The following is a 16381-nucleotide window of genomic DNA, read 5'->3' as shown; positions in this document are numbered from 1 at the left end:
GCGGCCAGGCTAGTTCTAGTAGCCCTGGTAGGCACCGCCGTGGGCCATGGCCTTGATGCCGGGCACGTTCCCGAGGCCGCCGTAGCGGTCGTAGGAGTACCGGACACCCGCGATGATGTTGTCGACCGGGTTGTAGATGTTGTCGTGCCCGGGCAGCTTGTGCGCGTTGAACGTCGAGTCGATGCACTGCATGAGCCCCTTGGACGGGTGCCCGGCAGCGGCGTTCGAATCCCAGTTGTTGATGGCGTTGGGATTCCCGCCCGACTCGTGCTGGATGATCGCCCAGATGTTGGGGATGTCGGCGTCGGTGACCGGCACCCCGGCGGCCTGCAGGGCCTTGATGGCTTCCTGGATCCACTGCTGGACGTTGCCCGGGGGCGGGGAGGAGGGCGGGCCGCCGCTGGGGCCGAGGCCACCGCCACCGCCGCCGCCACCACCGCCGCCTCCGCCACCACCGCCGTGGTGGGAGGAGCCGTTGCTGTGGATGCCGCCGGTGCTCTTGGGGGCCGCGGGGGTGCTGCTCGGGAGCGGAACCTGGTCGTAGCCGCCCTCGATCTGCTGGGACATCAGCTTCTGCGACGCCTTGATCGCGACGTCGGCCTGGGTCTGGAGGCCGGTCACGTCACCGTCGAAGCCCGCGGTGATGGTGTGGATGTCGGTCGCGGCCTTCGCCTTGATCTCCGCGGAGGTCTGGGCGGGTGCCGGCTTGTTCGGGTCTCGTTCGTGCTCGTGGGCCGCCGCGTCCGCCGCCTTCATCGCGGTCTCGGCCGTCGCGTTGCGCTCGTTGACCGCCTTCTCTGCGGCGAGCTGCTTGTCCCCGACGTTCTTCTTGACCTGCTCGAGGGTCGACGCGAGGTCGTCGAGGTCCTTGGCGACGTCCTCGAGGTGGGTCTGCACCTTGGTCCCGGCGTCGCGGACCTGGCGGACGTACTTGAAGAATTCGTCGGCCGCCGGGCCGGCCCACACGCCGCCGTTGAGCGCTTCCGTCGAATTCTTCAGGGACGCGGTGTGGTCACCCGCGTTCTTGCCCGCCTCGCGGAACTGCGCCGCGGCGGCGGTGATTTTTCCCAAATCGACCTTTTCGACCTGGTCGACCTTCTTCATGAAGGCTTCCCAGTTGTCCGGCGTTCCGGCGCCGCCCGGGTTCAATCCCACTCTGGTGCCCCCTGCTCAGTTCACTTGTCGACGTGCAGCTTGAGGTCGCTCGCCCCGACCTGGTCGGTCTCGGCGATCAACCCCGCGGCCTTGCGCATGGCGAACCCCAGTGCCTCCATGTGCTTGCCGGCGGCGTCGAACTGGCTGTGCACGCCGTCCTTGAACTTGCCGACGGCGCCGTGCGCGTCGCCCTTGTCGTCCATCCCGCCGAAGGGGCTTTCCTTCTCGTGGTCCAAGCCGGTGACCTTCTGCTTGGACTTTTCGAACTCGTCCTTGAGCTTCTCCACCTGGCCGGCCGCGATGGCCATCGAGTCGGCGTCGTAGACAGGCACGGTTCGTCATCCCCTTCGGAAATCTTGTGTCCGCCCGATCAGACGTCGTCATGACCAGGACGGTTCCCGCGCTTACTTTATGACTTCCCGCGGGGTGCGCGTACGGTTCCCCGTCAACTTCCACCCGGCGGGGCTCAGGCCTCCGCCACCAGTTCCCGGATCCTCGTCGCGAGCAGGGCGTTGTCCGCCGGGGTCACCGTCGCCCACTCGCGGCCTTCGCGGTCGGTCTCCACCTGGAACAGGTAGCGGCCGGAGTCCGTGTCGAAGAACGCCACCACCCGGTTCGCGCGGTGGACCACGCCGTCGCGGCCCACGCGCTCCGCGCCGAACTGGCCCCTGGCCTCCTGGCCGAGCAGCATGCCCGAGAGCTCCTGGGCCTGGAACAGCGGCACGCCGCGGTCCTCCAGCGCCGTCACCAGTGCCTTCGGGTCGCCCTTGGCGGCCGCGTCCGCGGCCTTCAGCGTCGGGTACGGGATGCTCACCGTCTGGCCGATGCCCGGGGCCAGGTCGCCCGCCACCGAGACCGCCGCCTCCGCGAGGGCGTCCTCCGTGGCCGGGATCAGCCACACCTCCGCGTTGTCCACCACCGCCAGCACCGCCTGGCTGCGGTGGCTGACCGCGCGGCCGCGGATCTCGCGTTCGGCCCACACCCAGACGTCGACGCCGAACTGGGGTCGGGCCAGCAGGTGGAGCAGGTCGGCCAGCTCGCCGGACGCCCGGCGGTTGCGGGCCAGGCGCCGCTCGCTCAGCGACGCCCACGCCGACTCCACCAGCGCCGACCGCTCGGTACGGGTGGTTCCCCCGCTCGGCACGTCGATCGCGACGTGCCGCCGAGGCAGTTCGAACGACTCCCAGAGCACGTCGAACTCCGACGCGGACAGCACCAAGGACACGGTCAGCGACCGTCCGAGCCGTGGTCGCCGATCACGTCGGGGGAAACCATCCGCTGGTCGGCGAACAGGTCCTGGTCGTCGACGCCGAAGCGGCGGACGTGTTCGGCGTCCTCCTCCTGCGGGGCCGCCTCCGACAGGAACCGCGCCTCGCCGCGCTGCTGCTTCGGGCTGATCTGCTCGGACTTCCGCAGCGCGACGGCTTCCTCCTCGGGCAGCTCGCCGACCGGCAGCGGCCGCACCGGGCCCTTCGGCTGGCCCTTCTCGCGCCGCTGGCGTTCCTTGTCGCCGCTGAGCGCGCCACCGGCGGCGCCCGCGCCGACCGCCGCCGCGCCCGCGCCGATTTCGCCCGGGGTCGCGCCCGGCTTCGCCACGAAGCCGCGTTCGGCCGTGTACTGGCCCGGTGCGAGCGGGGCCTGCGGCATCGAGCCGACCGTGCGGCCCTTGGCCAGCAGGCCGTCGGGGCCGCGGCTGAGCGAGCTGTCGACGGCGCCGGAGCCAGAGCCGGAGCCGGAGCCGGTGGACGTGCCACCGCCGCCCCCGAGGGACTTGATCGGCGCCGTCGCCGGGTTCGAGCCGGGCGGCAGGGAGCCGGGCGCGCCCGGCGGGACGAACTGCTCGCCCGCGCCGCCGACGGCCAGGCCGGGCGAAAAGTGGGTGGAGTCGCCGCCGGACGTGCCGCGGCCCGGGGTGGTGACCCAGCCGGGCCCGGGCGTCGACGTCGGGGGCTTCACGCCCGACGGCGTCGTCGACGAACTCGGCGTCGTGTGCTGCGCGGCGGGCGCGGTCACCGAGCCGGTCTGCCGCGACGACCCGACGGGCCGGGACGGCTGTTGCTGCTGCGCCGCGACGCCGTAGACCGGGGTCGGCGCGTCGGCGTGCACCTGGTGCGCCACCGGCTGCACCACCGGCGGGTCGACGTGCACCGACCGGACCTTGTCCGACGCGGGCCGCACGCCGCCGTCCGGCGTCACCGCGACCGCCGCGCCGGCGACGTCGAGCACGCCGGGCGTGACCCCCGGAGCGGCCAGCTTCAGCGACTCGGGGTCGGACAGCGACTGCGTCGAGAGCAGGTTCGTGCCGCTCTCCTGCGCGTACTCGTTCAGCGCCTGCTGCGCCTGCTCCTTGGCGTTGTTCGCCGCCTCGACCTGCCGGGCGTGGTCGGTCTCGAACCCGATGAGGGACAGCAGCAGCCCGTCGGTCAGCGTGTAGCCGCCCGCGCCCTTCCGGACCGTCTCGGCGTCCGGGAGCTTGTACTTGGTGCGGTTGAAGGACTCACCCTGCGCGAAGACCATTTCCGCGGCGTGCGCGACCTTCGTGGTGGCGTCCTGGGAGAACCCGGCCTGCTCGGTCAGCACCTGGCCGGCCGCGCCCCCGGCCTGGCTCTGCCACTCGACGCCGAGCTTCAGCAGCTGCGCGCGCAACGTCTGGTCGGTGTGGGCGAGCGCGGTCGCGACGGCCTTCAGCGCGTCGACGGCGGTGCCGATGCTGCCGGTGCCGTCGCCGGTGATCATCCGCGTGATCTGGTCGGCGATCGCGGTGTTGGTCCAGCCGTCGAACCGGTGGTTCTGGATCCCGGCCGCGAGCTCGGAGAATTCCACGCGCCCTCCCTAGTTGCGTGACTTCAAGGACTGCAGCGCCAGGTCGGCGGCGTGCACCGACATCTCGCACAGCTGCGGCTGGGTGAGCTTGCCGCGGGTGATGGGGAACGTCCGGATGGTCAGCGTCCGGCCCTTCGCGACGCCGACGAGGGTGCTGCAGTCGGCCGGGTCGGCGGCCGCGCGGTAGCTCGTCAGCGCCGGGTAGCCGGCGATGGCCTTCGGTTCGGTGGTCATGCTGTTCTTGCGGCGGGCGCCGGTGATCCACTCGTCGAGGTCCGCGGTCACCGAGCCCACCTGGTAGCCGTGGAACGGCTCCTCGCGGTCGGCGTCGAGCACGCAGACCGGCCCGTCGGCGCTGTCGGCCTGCCGGGGCGTGCTGCTGATCTTCATCGCGTCGAGCTGCACCTGCGGGAACAGGTCGCAGAGGTCGACGCCCTGCATCGGCAGATCGGCCGGGCGCTGGGGAAGCTGGGCGGCCTTCGCGCTCTGCGACGCCGCGGTGGCGGCCGTCTCGATCGGGTACGGGGTGCCGTCCTTGTCCGCGGAGCAGCCGGCGAGCGCCGCTGTCGCGAGCACGCCGCCGGTGATCAGCATCGCGCTGTTACGCACCGTGCTTGCCGCGGTCACCGAACACCGCCGCCTTTTCCTCGTCGCTGACCTTGTAGTCCTTCGCGGCGGCGCGCAGCTGCGACACCAGGCGCTTGAGGCCCGCGACGTACTCGCGGACCTGGCCGGCGTAGGACCGGTCGCCGTCGGCGATCAGGTGGTTCCACGCTTCGATCGACTGCGTGCTGACGACGTCCGCCGAGGGCGCGTCGACCCGCAGCTGGTCCAGGCGGGTGATCAGCTGGTCTTCGAGCGCGTTGGCCTGCTCTTCGACGATCCGGGCGACGTCGAGCAGCTTGTCCGGGCGGACCAGGACGTCCGCCACGGCCGGCGCCACCGGGACGGCCGGGCTCAGGTCGTACGAGGGTCCTGACATGCTCTCCCCTGACGTCATACGGACAGTGACCGGCCGGCTCCTCGTCGAGGCTACCAACGCAAGTGTGGCAGCAGCCCGGGTTTGGACGAAGTTCGTGCCCGGCCGGTTCCCCGTTCCCGTGAAATCAGGCGCGCTGCTTCGCGGCCGGAGCGCCGATCTCGCCGTTCGCCGCCTTCAGCGCGATGTCCGTGCGGTGGTGCGACCCGGCGAGGTGCACCTTTTCGACGGTTTCGTACGCGTGCTTGCGGGCCGACTTGAGCGTCTTGCCGGTGCCGACGACCGACAGCACCCGGCCACCGGAGGAGACGACGGCGCCGTCGTCTCGGCGGCGCGTGCCGGCGTGCAGCACGCCTTCCAGCTCGGCGCCGGTGATGATGTCGCCGGTGCGCGGCTTGCCGGGGTAGCCGTCGGCGGCGACCACGACGGTGACCGCGGTGCCGCCCGCCCACTCCAGCGGCGGGTGCTCGGCGAGCTTGCCGGTGGCGGTGGCGTGCATCAGCCCGGCGATCGGGGTGCGCAGCAGCGCCAGCACGACCTGGGTTTCCGGGTCGCCGAAGCGGCAGTTGAACTCGATGACCTGCGGCCCGTCGGAGGTCAGCGCGAGCCCGGCGTAGAGCAGGCCGGAGAACGGCGCACCGCGGTTCACCAGCTCGTCCGCGACCGGCTGGACGACCTTCTCGACCAGGTCGTCGACCAGGTTCTCGGGCGCCCAGGGCAGCGGCGCGTACGCGCCCATGCCGCCGGTGTTCGGGCCCGCGTCGTCGTCGCCGACGCGCTTGAAGTCCTGCGCGGGCAGCAGCGGCACGACGGTGGTGCCGTCGACGAAGCAGAACAGCGACGCTTCCGGACCGTCCAAAAAGGACTCCAGGAGCACCGGGTGGCCGCCGTCGAGGAGCATGATCGCGTGCTTGCGCGCGACGTCGTAGTCGGTCGTGACGACGACGCCCTTGCCGGCGGCGAGCCCGTCGTCCTTGACCACCCAGGTCGGGCCGAAGCGGGCGAGCGCGGCGTCGAGGCGGGCCGGGTTGTCGACCACCTCGCTGCGCGCGGTCGGCACGTTCGCCGCGGCCATGACGTCCTTCGCGAACGCCTTCGAGCCTTCGATGCGAGCCGCCGCGGCCGACGGGCCGAAGCAGGCGATGCCCACCTTCCGGACGGCGTCGGCGACGCCGGCGACGAGCGGGACCTCGGGCCCGACCACGACGAGGTCGGCCTGCCAGCTCTTCGCGAGCCCGGCGACCGCCTCGGGATCGGCCGCTTCGACGCCGAGCTGCTCGGCCACCGCGGCGGTCCCGGCGTTGCCGGGAGCGCAGGCCAGCGCCGTGACGGTGGGGTCGCCGGAAGCCGCGAGGACGAGGGCGTGCTCACGAGCGCCGGAGCCGATTACCAGTACGCGCACGCGGCACAGCGTATCCGGCCGGGTTCGCGCCGGACATTTCGCCGCCCCCGGGCACCGCGGGTGAGGGCCGTGCCGCCCTGGGTGACGGGAGGTGGCGGAGGGTGCTGCTGAATCGAGGTGACCGCTGCAAGGGGATCCGGGGGCGGCGCCGCGGGACACCGGCGCGAGTGGCAGTCCACGCGCCGCCCGCGGGAACCGGAGGCGGCGGCCAGCAGGCTCGTGCACCCACCCCGGCCCGCGAAGTCCTGCCACTGTCGAGCGCCCCCAGCCGTGCCGGGGACCACACCGTCGCGAGCAGGAGTCCACGCGTAGTTCACCGTCGCTTTTGCCCGGATACCCCCGCGCGACGCTTGCGGCATCGAGGGTGGCGCGAGTAGTCAGGGTCAACCCTGTGTGAAAAGAGGTCACCAGATGAAGCGCAAACGTGTCGGTGTGCTGGCGCTCGCCGGACTGGCGTTGCTGAGCGTCACCGGACTGGCCGTCGGGTCGGCCAACGCATCCGAAGCCGGGTCCGCCGATGCGGCCGCGCACGGGCGGGGCCACGATGACCCCGTGATCATCGGACACCGCGGCGCGCCCGGGTACCGGCCGGAGCACACGCTCGCCTCGTACGAGCTCGCCTACCGGATGGGCGTCGACTGGGTCGACGTCGATCTCGTGCCCACCAAGGACGGCCAGCTCGTCGCGCGGCACGAGCCCGAGATCGGCGGGACCACCGACGTCGCGAAGCACCCCGAGTTCGCGAACCGGAAGAAGACCGTCGTGCTCGACGGGGTCAGCACGACCGGGTGGTTCACCCAGGACTTCACCCTCGCCGAGCTGAAGACGCTGCGCGCGGTCGAGCGGATCCCGGCCAACCGCCCGCACAACACGCTGTACAACGGCCGCTACCAGATCGCCACCTTCCAGGAGGTGCTCGACCTGACCAAGCGGCTCGGCCGGGAACTGCACCGGACGCTGGGCACCTACCCCGAGGTCAAGCACTCGACGTTCTTCCAGTCCATCGGCAACCCGACCGAGCCGAAGCTGGTGTCGATCCTCAAGCGCAACGGCCTCGACCGGCCGGACGCGACGGCGATCATCCAGTCGTTCGAGGTGTCGAACCTGATCGCGCTGCACAAGCAGGTCCGCACGCCGCTGCTGCAGCTGACCTCGGCCACCGGCGCTCCGGCGGACTTCGTCGCGAAGGGCGACAAGCGGACGTACGCGGACCTCGTGACGCCGCAGGGGCTGCGTGACATCTCGAAGTACGCGAAGTACCTCGGGCCGGAGAAGGGGCAGATCATCCCGCTGGACGCCGCCGGGAACCTGACCAAGCCGACCGCTCTCGTCGCCGACGCGCACAAGGCGGGCCTGAAGGTGCAGCCGTACACGTTCCGGAACGAGAACCCGTTCCTGCCGGCGAACCTGCGCTCCTCGGCCGAGCCGGACGCCTACGGTGACGTCTTCACCGAGGAGGCGGCGTTCCTCAAGGCCGGCGTCGACGGCTTCTTCGCCGACCAGCCGGACACCGCGCTCGAGTCGCTGCACGCCTTCCTGGGCCGGTAATCGCGTTGCCGCGAAGGGCGCTTCCGTGAACGCTGAGTCCGTGGAAGCGCCCTTTTCCGGTGTGGTGCTGGTCAACCGCGGCGACGAGACGCTGCTCGCCGAGGCGTCCGGCTACGCGCACCGCGCCCACGGTGTCGAGAACACCGTCGACACGCGGTTCGCGATCGCCAGCGGTACCAAGGGTTTCACCGCGCTGGTCGTCGTCGGCCTGATCGCCGAGGGCCGCCTCGAACTGTCGACGAGAGCGCGTGCCGTCCTCGGCGACGACCTGCCGCTGATCGACGACCGCGTGACCGTCGAGCACCTCCTGACGCACACTTCGGGCATCGGCGACTACTGCGATGACGAAAACCCGCCCGAGACACCGCCGGGACTCGTCACGTCGGCCGACTACCTCGCCGCTCTCGACGGCTACCCGCAGCAGTTCCCGCCGGGCGAACGCTTCCACTACCACAACGGAGCCTTCGCGGTCCTGGCCCTGATCGCCGAACGGGTCGCGGGCGTACCTTTCGCCGACCTCGTCCGGACCCGCGTGACCGAGCCCGCCGGGATGGCGGACACGGCATTCCTCCGCTCGGACGCGCTGCCCGCCCGGACGGCCACCGGGTACCTGGAAGACGGCCGCACCAACGTGTTCAGCCTGCCGGTCGTCGGCTTCGGCGACGGCGGGATCTACAGCTCAGCGCCGGACTTCCGGAAGTTCTGGCCCGCTTTCCTCGACGGCAGGCTCGTCCCGGGCGAGTGGGTGGACCGGATGCTGCGCGGAGCCGGCTACGGGCTCGGCTTCCGGCTGCCGCGGCCCGGCGTCGTCCGGCTGGAGGGCGGCGACCACGGCGTCACGTTCGTGAGCCTGCACCAGCCGTCGTCCGGCGTCACCGCGACCCTGATCTCGAACGACCACCGAGGTGGCGGGCCCCTGCTCAGGCAGCTGGACGAGTTCTTGACGAAGGCTTGACACCCCCTGGTGGCGGGGCTACCTTCGGCGAATTCAATGGTCTGGCCGCATACCTTTCAAGAGGTGCCCGATGGACGTTTCCGACCAGCAGACCACTCCCGACCACGCTGACGAAGACAGCGCCCGCCTGCACCAGCTGGGGTACGCGCAGGAGCTCAAACGGACGATGTCGGCGTTCTCGAACTTCGCCGTCTCCTTCACGATCATTTCGATCCTCTCCGGCTGCCTGACGCTCTACGGCTTCGGCATGAAGACCGGCGGCCCGGCCGCGATGATCTGGGGCTGGCCACTGGTCGGGGTGTTCGTCATCCTGGTCGGCCTCGGCATGGCCGAGGTCTGCTCCAGCTACCCGACCGCGGGCGGCCTCTACTACTGGGCGGCACGGCTGGCGCGCAAGAACGGCGCCGCCTGGTCGTGGTTCACCGGCTGGTTCAACCTCATCGGTCAGATCGCCGTCACCGCGGGCATCGACTTCGGCGCGGCGCTGTTCCTCAACGCCTTCCTCGACCTGCAGTGGGGCTTCACCGCGACGCCGGGCCACACAATCCTGCTGCTCGCGATCATCCTCGTGGTCCACGGCCTGCTGAACACCTTCGGCGTTCGGATCGTCGCGATCCTCAACAACGTCAGCGTGTGGTGGCACCTCATCGGCGTCTTGGTGATCGTCGGCGTACTGGTCTTCGTGCCCGCCAAGCACCAGGACGCGTCATTCGTCTTCGGCAGTTTCGTGAACCAAACAGGCTGGGGCTCGACCTTCTACGTCTTCGCGCTCGGGCTACTGGTCGCGCAGTACACGCTGACCGGCTACGACGCATCGGCGCACATGACCGAGGAAACGAAGAGCGCGGCGACGGCCGGGCCGCGCGGCATCGTGATGTCGATCGTCGTCTCGCTGGTCGCGGGCTGGATCCTGCTGATCGGCCTGACGTTCGCGATCCAGGACTACGCGGGCGAGGTCGGCTCGACCACCGGCGTCCCGCCCGCGCAGATCTTCATCGACGCGACCGGCGCTGTCACCGGCAAATTCCTGCTGCTGATCTGCATCGGGGCTCAGCTGTTCTGCGGGATGGCCTCGGTCACGGCAAATTCGCGGATGATCTACGCGTTCGCCCGCGACGGCGCGATCCCCGGGTCGGGCTTCTGGCACAAGATCAACAAGCGCACGCAGACGCCGACGAACGCGGTCTGGCTCGCGGCAGGCGGCGCGCTGGTCCTGGCCCTGCCGTACCTGTGGAGCTACACGGCCTACAGCGCGGTGACGTCGATCGCCGTCGTCGGCCTTTACGTCGCGTATGTGATTCCGGTGTTCCTTCGCGTGCGTCAGGGTGACGAATTCGAGCGCGGGCCGTGGCACCTCGGTCGCTGGGGCAAGCCGGTCGGCATCATCGCGACGACGTGGGTCGTGCTGATCTTCATCCTGTTCATGCTGCCGCAGGCGTCGCCGGTGACGGTGGACTCGTTCAACTACACGCCGATCGCGTTCCTGGTGGTGCTCGGCGGCGCGGCGCTGTGGTGGGTGCTCTCGGCCCGGAAGTGGTTCACCGGCCCGAAGGTCCAGGGCTCGGAAGCCGAACTCGCGGCGGTGGAACAGGAACTGAAGGAGCTCGGCTGACGTCCGGCGCAAGTGGTCGTGAGTGAGGAACAGTGTTCTAACCCTCACTCACGACCCGCGCGGCACACTCAGGGAGTCGCGTGGCTTTCCGGGGCGGGGACGGGGTCGGGCGCCGGGGACTGGCGGCCGGGGCGGACCACCGTGACCGCGGCCGCGCCCAGTGCGCCGACGCCGGCGAACGCGTAGAAGCCCCACGGGTACGCGATTCCGGCCGTCAGCAGGGCGCCGCCGAGGAGCGGGCCCGAGATCGCGCCGATGCGGCCGATGCCGGCGGACCAGCCGAGGCCGGTCGCGCGGATCGCGTCCGGGTAGACGCGGCCGATGTACGCGTACACCAGCACCTGGGCGCTGAACACGAAGCAGCCGGTCAGGAACACCGCCGCGTACAGCCCGACGGCCGGCAGCTTGACGCTCAGCAGCGCCAGGAACACCGCGCCGAAGCAGAACCAGACGATGGCCGACGGGCGGATGCCGACGCGGTCGGCGACCCGGCCCGCCACGAGCAGCCCGGCGATGCCGCCGACGTTCAGCGTCAGCAACAGGCTCAGCGCCGCACCGAGCGGGTAACCGGCCTGGCGCATGATCTCCGGCAGCCACGTGTTGAGCCCGTACACCAGCAGCAGGCCCATGAACGACGTCACCCAGAACGCGATCGTCGCGCGCAGCAGGCCGCCGCGGAACAGGCCGGCGACGGCGTGCCCGGCCGACCGCTCGGTCTCGCGGACCCGCTGGAACGACTCGGACTCCGGCAGGAACTTCAGCATCAGCGGGATCAGCACCACGGCGGGGATCGCGCCGGCGACGAACATCGCGCGCCAGCCCAGCGGCGAGATGAGCACGATGCCCAGCAGCGCCGTCAGCACCGCGCCGACGTGGTAGCCGGTCATCACCGTGGTCGTCGCGCTGCCGGCCTTGCCCCGGCGCGCGTACTCCGTGACCAGCGTGATCGCCGTCGGCAGGCAGCCGCCGAGGCCCAGCCCGGCGACGAACCGCAGCAGGGCGAAGACGAACGTCGATGGCGCGAACGCGCAGAGCAGCGTGCACAAGGAGAACAGCGTCACGGAGATGATCAGGGACTTCCGGCGCCCGATGACGTCGGTGATCGTGCCGATCGCCAGCCCGCCCAGCATCATCCCGGCCAGCCCGACCGTCGACACGACCGACGCCGTGCCGGGCGTCAGGCCCCAGACGTGGTCGCGGAGCAGCACGGGCAGCACGGTGCCGAGCACGACCAGGTCGAACCCGTCGAGCAGGACGGCGGTCCAGGCCAGGGGCACGACCCAGGAGCGAGTGCCAGGGGACATGGAGAACCTCCGGATGTGCGTCGGTGCACGTGATCCGCACAAGTGTGCGTAGTGCGCACAAGTATGCATAGCGGGTCTAACGTAAGCCAGGTCACTTCCATTGGGCGGAAGCCGAGCGCAGGGCTCTCACCTGCGGGAAGATCACGCGCGTGGAGATCCTGACGCTGATGGCCGTGCTCGCGGGCTCCCTCGCGCTGACCGCCCTCGCCCGGCGCTACAACCTGTCCGCGCCACTGCTGGTGGTCGTCGTCGCGCTCGGGATCGCGCTGATCCCCGGCGTGCCGCGGTTCGAGCTCGAACCGGAACTGGTGCTCACCGTCGTGCTGCCGCCGTTGCTCTACTCGACGTCGCTGGAAAGCTCGCTGACGCACTTCAAGCGGGCGCTGCGGCCGATCGTCGCGCTCGGCGTGGTGCTGGTGGCCCTGACCGCCGTGGTCGTCGCCGTCGTCGTGCACCTGCTGCTGCCGGACGTGCCCTTCGCCTCCGCGCTGGTCCTGGGCGCGGTCGTGGCGCCGCCGGACGCGGTGACCGCGGTCGCGATCGGGCGCAAGCTCGGCCTGCCGCGGCGGGTGATGACCGTGCTGACCGGCGAGAGCCTGGTCAACGACGCCGCCGCGCTGACGCTGTACAAGGTCGCGCTCGCCGCCGTCGCGGGCACCGCGGGTTCGGCCGGGCACGGGTTCGCGGTGTTCGGCGTCGCGACCGTGCTGGGCATCGGGGTCGGCCTGGCGATCGGCGCGCTCGTCGTGCTGATCCGCCGCCAGCTCGACGACCCGCTGATGGAGTCGGCGTTCGGCATCATCGTGCCGTTCGCCGCGTACGTCACCGCCGAGCACCTGCACCCCTTCAGCGAAGACTTCAGCGGCTCCGGCGTGCTCGCCGTCGTCGCGGCGGGCCTGCTCCTGGGGCATCGCGCGCTCTACGCGTCCCCCGCGACTCGCATGCAGGACAGATCCGTGTGGGCCTCCATCGACGTCCTGCTGGAAGCGCTGGTGTTCGCGCTGATGGGGCTGCAGCTGCCGTTCGTGCTCGAAGGCGCGCAGCACGCGGCCCGCGACAACGGGACGCTCGCGCTGGTCGCGGTGATCGTGCTCGGGGTGACGATGTTCGTGCGGGTGCCGGCGGTGTTCGTTTCCGCGTACCTGCCGCAGACCGTCCGGCTCTTCGGCCGGGACCGCGCGACGCCGTCGTGGCGGACGCTGGCGGTCGTTTCGTGGACCGGCATGCGCGGCGTGGTCACGCTCGCCGCGGCGGCCGGCGTCCCGGCCGCGACCCCGGGCCGCGAGGAGATCCAGCTGTTCGCGTTCACCGTGGCGATCGGGACGGTGCTGATCCAGGGGCTGACGCTGCCGCCGCTGATCCGGCTGCTGAAGGTGGAGGACCCGGCGGAGGCGTCTCGGGACGAGGCCGAAGAACTCGCCGCGCGCGAGGTCGCGAAGAAGGCGGCCCAGGACCGGCTGCGCGAAATCAGCCACGAGCGGCTGGCTTCGCTGGACCTGCCCCAGGAGAAGGTCGACCGGCTGAAGGAGCGGCTCCAGCGGCTGATCGACACGCGCTACCGCTTCGCCAAGGCCGCGATCACGCTGTCCGGCGAAGACCGGTCCGGCAGCCCGCAGGCCCAGTTCGCGAAGGCCCGGCGCGAGCTCCTGATCACCCAGCGCAAGGCGATGATCGAGGAGAACCGCGCCGGGCGGCTCGACGACGAGGTCCTTCGGCGGGTGCTGCGGGAGCTCGACCTGGAGGAGCTTTCGGTGTCGGCGACCCTCACGAACCGGCTGAGCTGATCACTTCCCACGTCCGCAGCCGCTCTTCGGCGGAGCGGATGCCGGTCTGCGAGACGAGGACGTCGGTCGCGCCGGCGTCGTAGTAGCGCCGGAGTCCTTCGAGGACGGTCTTCTCGTCCCCGATGATCGCCAGCTCGGCCGCGTGCTCGACGCCTTCCGCGGCCAGGATCCGCTGGTAGGACGGGATCTGGCCGTAGAAGGACATCTGCTCGTAGGCCAGCGCGCGCACGGCGTCGGGTTCGTCGGTGACGATCGCCGGCACGGCCGCGAGGATCCGCTTGCCCGCGGGCAGGTGCGGCACGATCTGCTCGGAAAGCGCTCTCGGCCCGGCGAGGAACGGCAGCGTCCCGTCGGCGAGTTCACCGGTGACGCGCAGCGCCTGCGGTCCCATCGCGGCGACGACGATCCGCACGTCACCGCCCACAGTGGACGGTCCGGGCGGGTGCGCTTCGAGCGTCTCGCCGCGGAAGTCGACGGTTTCGCCGTCGAAGACCTGCCGCAGCACGGTGAGGTACTCGCGCAGGTGCCGGATCGGCGGCGGGTACTCGACGCCGTAGACGGGCCCGAGGAACCCCTTCGACCCGAGCCCGATCCCGAGCGTGAACCGGCCCCCGGTGGCGGCCTGCGCGGTCTGCGCCGCGCTCGCGACCAGCAGCGGGTGCCGCGGGTAGGTGGGCACGACGGACGTCCCGACCTCGATGCCGGGGACTTCGCGCCCCGCGAGCGCGGCGACGGTGATGGCGTCCTGGCTCAGCGGCAGCTGCGAAAACCAGACGGACTTCAGCCCGGCATCGGCGGCTTGTCGGGTCTGGGCGAGGAGCTCGTCGACGAGGTTCGCGGCGGATCCGGTGTCACCGGCCGGCAGCGTGACTCCGATGGTCATGGTCCCAAGCTAGCGAGCGGCGCCACTCATTTCCGGCTTCCCAGGACTTGAGAACCCGAGCGGGCCCGCCGGGATTCGCCCACCCTGTGGCACATCCCTCACGATCTTCAGGAGAGCCCATGTCGCTGACCGAAGTCATCGAAGGCACCCGCAAGGCCGTCGACGCCGATCCGCACAACGCCGCCGTTTCCTTCAGCGTCGACCACACCCTCAAGCCCGGTACCAGGACCGAGGTCGAGGTCAAGGTGCGGGACCACGCCTTCACCGTCGACGAGCCGCCCGCGCTCGGCGGGACGGACCAGGCCGCCAACCCCGTCGAGTACGCGCTCGCCGCGCTCGGGTCGTGCCAGGTCGTCACCTACCAGTTCTGGGCGGCGAAGCGCGGGATCCCCATCGACTCGATCAAGGTCACCGTCGACGGCGACCTCGACCTGCACGGCTTCTTCGGGTTCGCCTTCAACACCCGCCCCGGGTTCGGGGACGTCCGGGTGTCGGTCGAGCTGGAAGGCCCGGCGAGCCGGGAGCGCTACGAAGACCTCAAGCGCGAGGTCGACGAGCACTGCCCGGTGCTCGACCTGTTCCGCAACGAGACGCCGGTGACGACGAAGCTGACCTAGACGAAGCTGACCTAGACGAATTCGTGCCGGACGATGGTCTGCTCGCGGCCCGGGCCGACGCCGATCGCCGAGATCCGGGCGCCCGACAGCTCTTCCAGGCGCTCGACGTACGCGCGCGCGTTCGCCGGCAGCTCCTCGAACGTGCGGCACGCCGAGATGTCCTCGAACCAGCCCGGGAGCTCTTCGTAGATCGGGATCGCGTGGTGCACGTCGGTCTGCGTCATCGGCATGTCCTGCGTGCGGAAGCCGTCGACCTCGTAACCCACGCACACCGGCACCTTCTCCAGGCCGGACAACACGTCCAGCTTGGTGAGGAAGTAGTCGGTGATGCCGTTGACGCGGACCGCGTACCGCGCGATCACCGCGTCGAACCAGCCGGTGCGGCGTGAGCGGCCGGTGGTGACGCCGAACTCGCCGCCCTGCTTGCGGAGGTACTCGCCGGACTCGTCGTGCAGCTCGGTCGGGAACGGGCCCGAGCCGACGCGGGTGGTGTAGGCCTTGAGGATGCCGAGCACCGTGGTGATCCGGCCCGGGCCGATGCCCGAACCCGCGCTCGCGCCGCCGGACGTCGGGTTCGACGACGTCACGAACGGGTAGGTGCCGTGGTCGACGTCGAGCAGCGTGCCCTGCGAACCCTCCAGCAGCACGGTTTCGCCGCGCTCGAGGGCCTGGTTGAGCTGCAGCCGCGTGTCGGCGATGCGGTGCGAGAACTTCTCGCCCGCCGCGAGCACCTCGTCGGCGACCTGGTCGGCGTCGAGGGCCTTGCGGTTGTAGACCTTCACCAGCACCTGGTTCTTGAACTCCAGCGCCGCTTCGACCTTCTGGCGGAAGATCTTCTCGTCGAGCAGGTCCTGCACGCGGACGCCGACGCGGGCGATCTTGTCCTGGTAGCACGGGCCGATGCCGCGGCCGGTGGTGCCGATCTTGCGGCTGCCGAGGTACCGCTCGGTGACCTTGTCGATGGCCACGTGGTAAGGCATGATCAAGTGCGCGTCGGCCGAAATCAGCAGCTTGGACGTGTCCACGTCCCGCGCTTCGAGGCCGGAGAGCTCATCGAGCAGCACACCCGGGTCGACCACCACGCCGTTGCCGATGACGTTGGTCACGCCGGGGGTGAGGATGCCGGACGGGATCAGGTGCAGGGCGAAGTTCTCACCGTTCGGCAGGACGACCGTGTGACCGGCGTTGTTGCCGCCCTGGTACCGGACGACCCACTGGACGCGGTCCCCCATCAGGTCGGTGGCCTTGCCCTTGCCTTCGTCTCCCCATTGGGCACCGATGAGCACGATGGCCGGCATGTGACACTCCAGGTGTTCGAC

Annotated in this window: 15 protein-coding genes; 5 read left to right on the top strand and 10 right to left on the bottom strand. The window is 70.7% G+C overall.

All coding sequences use genetic code 11. The annotated features are described in order from the left end of the window. Window positions 1-15: 15 nt before the first annotated feature. The 7 genes from ACLJQM_RS05100 to purD form a co-directional block, all read right to left on the bottom strand. Complete coding sequence (locus ACLJQM_RS05100; protein ID WP_410630304.1) at window positions 16-1155, bottom strand: transglycosylase SLT domain-containing protein; 1140 nt, start codon at window positions 1153-1155, stop codon at window positions 16-18. Between the two features lie 20 nt (window positions 1156-1175). Beyond that, window positions 1176-1487, bottom strand: coding sequence for a hypothetical protein (locus ACLJQM_RS05095; protein ID WP_364610656.1), 312 nt, complete (start codon window positions 1485-1487; stop codon window positions 1176-1178). 134 nt (window positions 1488-1621) lie between these two features. After that, window positions 1622-2380, bottom strand: coding sequence for an ESX secretion-associated protein EspG (locus tag ACLJQM_RS05090; protein ID WP_247016800.1), 759 nt, complete (start codon window positions 2378-2380; stop codon window positions 1622-1624). A 2-nt stretch (window positions 2381-2382) separates the two neighbouring features. Continuing rightward, window positions 2383-3978: a hypothetical protein gene (locus tag ACLJQM_RS05085; protein ID WP_410630303.1), complete on the bottom strand. Its 1596-nt coding sequence runs from the start codon at window positions 3976-3978 to the stop codon at window positions 2383-2385. Between the two features lie 9 nt (window positions 3979-3987). Next, the gene (locus tag ACLJQM_RS05080) at window positions 3988-4572 is read right to left on the bottom strand and encodes a DUF3558 domain-containing protein (RefSeq protein WP_410630794.1); all 585 of its coding nucleotides are present in this window, start codon (window positions 4570-4572) and stop codon (window positions 3988-3990) included. Window positions 4573-4579: 7 nt separating this feature from the next. Then, window positions 4580-4960 (bottom strand): hypothetical protein, encoded by a 381-nt coding sequence (locus tag ACLJQM_RS05075; RefSeq protein ID WP_247016793.1) that lies wholly within the window; start codon window positions 4958-4960, stop codon window positions 4580-4582. A gap of 124 nt (window positions 4961-5084) precedes the next feature. Beyond that, window positions 5085-6359 (bottom strand): phosphoribosylamine--glycine ligase, encoded by a 1275-nt coding sequence (gene purD / locus ACLJQM_RS05070; protein WP_360779345.1) that lies wholly within the window; start codon window positions 6357-6359, stop codon window positions 5085-5087. A 411-nt stretch (window positions 6360-6770) separates the two neighbouring features. On the opposite strand from purD, the gene ACLJQM_RS05065 reads away from it, so the two are divergent. The 3 genes from ACLJQM_RS05065 (at window position 6771) to ACLJQM_RS05055 (ending at window position 10474) form a co-directional block, all read left to right on the top strand. Beyond that, on the top strand, window positions 6771-7907 hold the full coding sequence (locus tag ACLJQM_RS05065) for a glycerophosphodiester phosphodiesterase (protein WP_410630302.1): 1137 nt from the start codon (window positions 6771-6773) through the stop codon (window positions 7905-7907). 25 nt (window positions 7908-7932) lie between these two features. Beyond that, window positions 7933-8862 carry a serine hydrolase domain-containing protein gene (locus ACLJQM_RS05060; RefSeq protein ID WP_410630301.1) on the top strand — a complete coding sequence of 310 codons (930 nt, stop codon included), beginning with the start codon at window positions 7933-7935 and terminating at the stop codon, window positions 8860-8862. A 70-nt stretch (window positions 8863-8932) separates the two neighbouring features. Then, entirely contained in the window at window positions 8933-10474 is a 1542-nt protein-coding gene (locus ACLJQM_RS05055; RefSeq protein ID WP_360779336.1) for an amino acid permease, read from the top strand. A gap of 68 nt (window positions 10475-10542) precedes the next feature. On the opposite strand, the gene ACLJQM_RS05050 is transcribed toward ACLJQM_RS05055, so the two are convergent. Further along, window positions 10543-11778 (bottom strand): MFS transporter, encoded by a 1236-nt coding sequence (locus ACLJQM_RS05050; protein ID WP_410630300.1) that lies wholly within the window; start codon window positions 11776-11778, stop codon window positions 10543-10545. A gap of 149 nt (window positions 11779-11927) precedes the next feature. Here ACLJQM_RS05050 and ACLJQM_RS05045 point away from each other — a divergent pair, with 149 nt between their 5' ends. Next, entirely contained in the window at window positions 11928-13562 is a 1635-nt protein-coding gene (locus ACLJQM_RS05045; protein WP_360779330.1) for a Na+/H+ antiporter, read from the top strand. On the opposite strand, the gene ACLJQM_RS05040 is transcribed toward ACLJQM_RS05045, so the two are convergent. Further along, complete coding sequence (locus ACLJQM_RS05040; protein ID WP_360779328.1) at window positions 13543-14445, bottom strand: TIGR03564 family F420-dependent LLM class oxidoreductase; 903 nt, start codon at window positions 14443-14445, stop codon at window positions 13543-13545. The two genes, ACLJQM_RS05045 and ACLJQM_RS05040, sit on opposite strands and share 20 nt — an antisense overlap. 119 nt (window positions 14446-14564) lie before the next feature. On the opposite strand from ACLJQM_RS05040, the gene ACLJQM_RS05035 reads away from it, so the two are divergent. Beyond that, complete coding sequence (locus ACLJQM_RS05035; RefSeq protein WP_360779324.1) at window positions 14565-15062, top strand: OsmC family protein; 498 nt, start codon at window positions 14565-14567, stop codon at window positions 15060-15062. A gap of 11 nt (window positions 15063-15073) precedes the next feature. Here the strand turns inward: ACLJQM_RS05035 and ACLJQM_RS05030 are convergent, their stop codons facing one another. Next, window positions 15074-16360 (bottom strand): adenylosuccinate synthase, encoded by a 1287-nt coding sequence (locus tag ACLJQM_RS05030; protein ID WP_247016776.1) that lies wholly within the window; start codon window positions 16358-16360, stop codon window positions 15074-15076. Between the last annotated feature and the right edge of the window lie 21 nt (window positions 16361-16381).

The organism is Amycolatopsis sp. cmx-4-83, from assembly GCF_046548815.1.
GTDB classification, from domain to species: Bacteria; Actinomycetota; Actinomycetes; order Mycobacteriales; family Pseudonocardiaceae; genus Amycolatopsis; species Amycolatopsis pretoriensis_A.
Note: the sequence above shows the minus strand (reverse complement) of the source record. Positions and strands in the feature narration are given on the sequence as shown.

Coding starts and splice junctions, on each gene's coding strand:
- ACLJQM_RS05065 (WP_410630302.1), top strand. CDS start 6,771: ATGAAGCGCAAACGTGTCGGTGTGCTGGCGCTCGCCGGACTGGCGTTG.
- ACLJQM_RS05080 (WP_410630794.1), bottom strand. CDS start 4,572: ATGCTGATCACCGGCGGCGTGCTCGCGACAGCGGCGCTCGCCGGCTGC.
- ACLJQM_RS05075 (WP_247016793.1), bottom strand. CDS start 4,960: ATGTCAGGACCCTCGTACGACCTGAGCCCGGCCGTCCCGGTGGCGCCG.
- ACLJQM_RS05035 (WP_360779324.1), top strand. CDS start 14,565: ATGTCGCTGACCGAAGTCATCGAAGGCACCCGCAAGGCCGTCGACGCC.
- ACLJQM_RS05030 (WP_247016776.1), bottom strand. CDS start 16,360: ATGCCGGCCATCGTGCTCATCGGTGCCCAATGGGGAGACGAAGGCAAG.
- ACLJQM_RS05050 (WP_410630300.1), bottom strand. CDS start 11,778: ATGTCCCCTGGCACTCGCTCCTGGGTCGTGCCCCTGGCCTGGACCGCC.
- ACLJQM_RS05040 (WP_360779328.1), bottom strand. CDS start 14,445: ATGACCATCGGAGTCACGCTGCCGGCCGGTGACACCGGATCCGCCGCG.
- ACLJQM_RS05055 (WP_360779336.1), top strand. CDS start 8,933: ATGGACGTTTCCGACCAGCAGACCACTCCCGACCACGCTGACGAAGAC.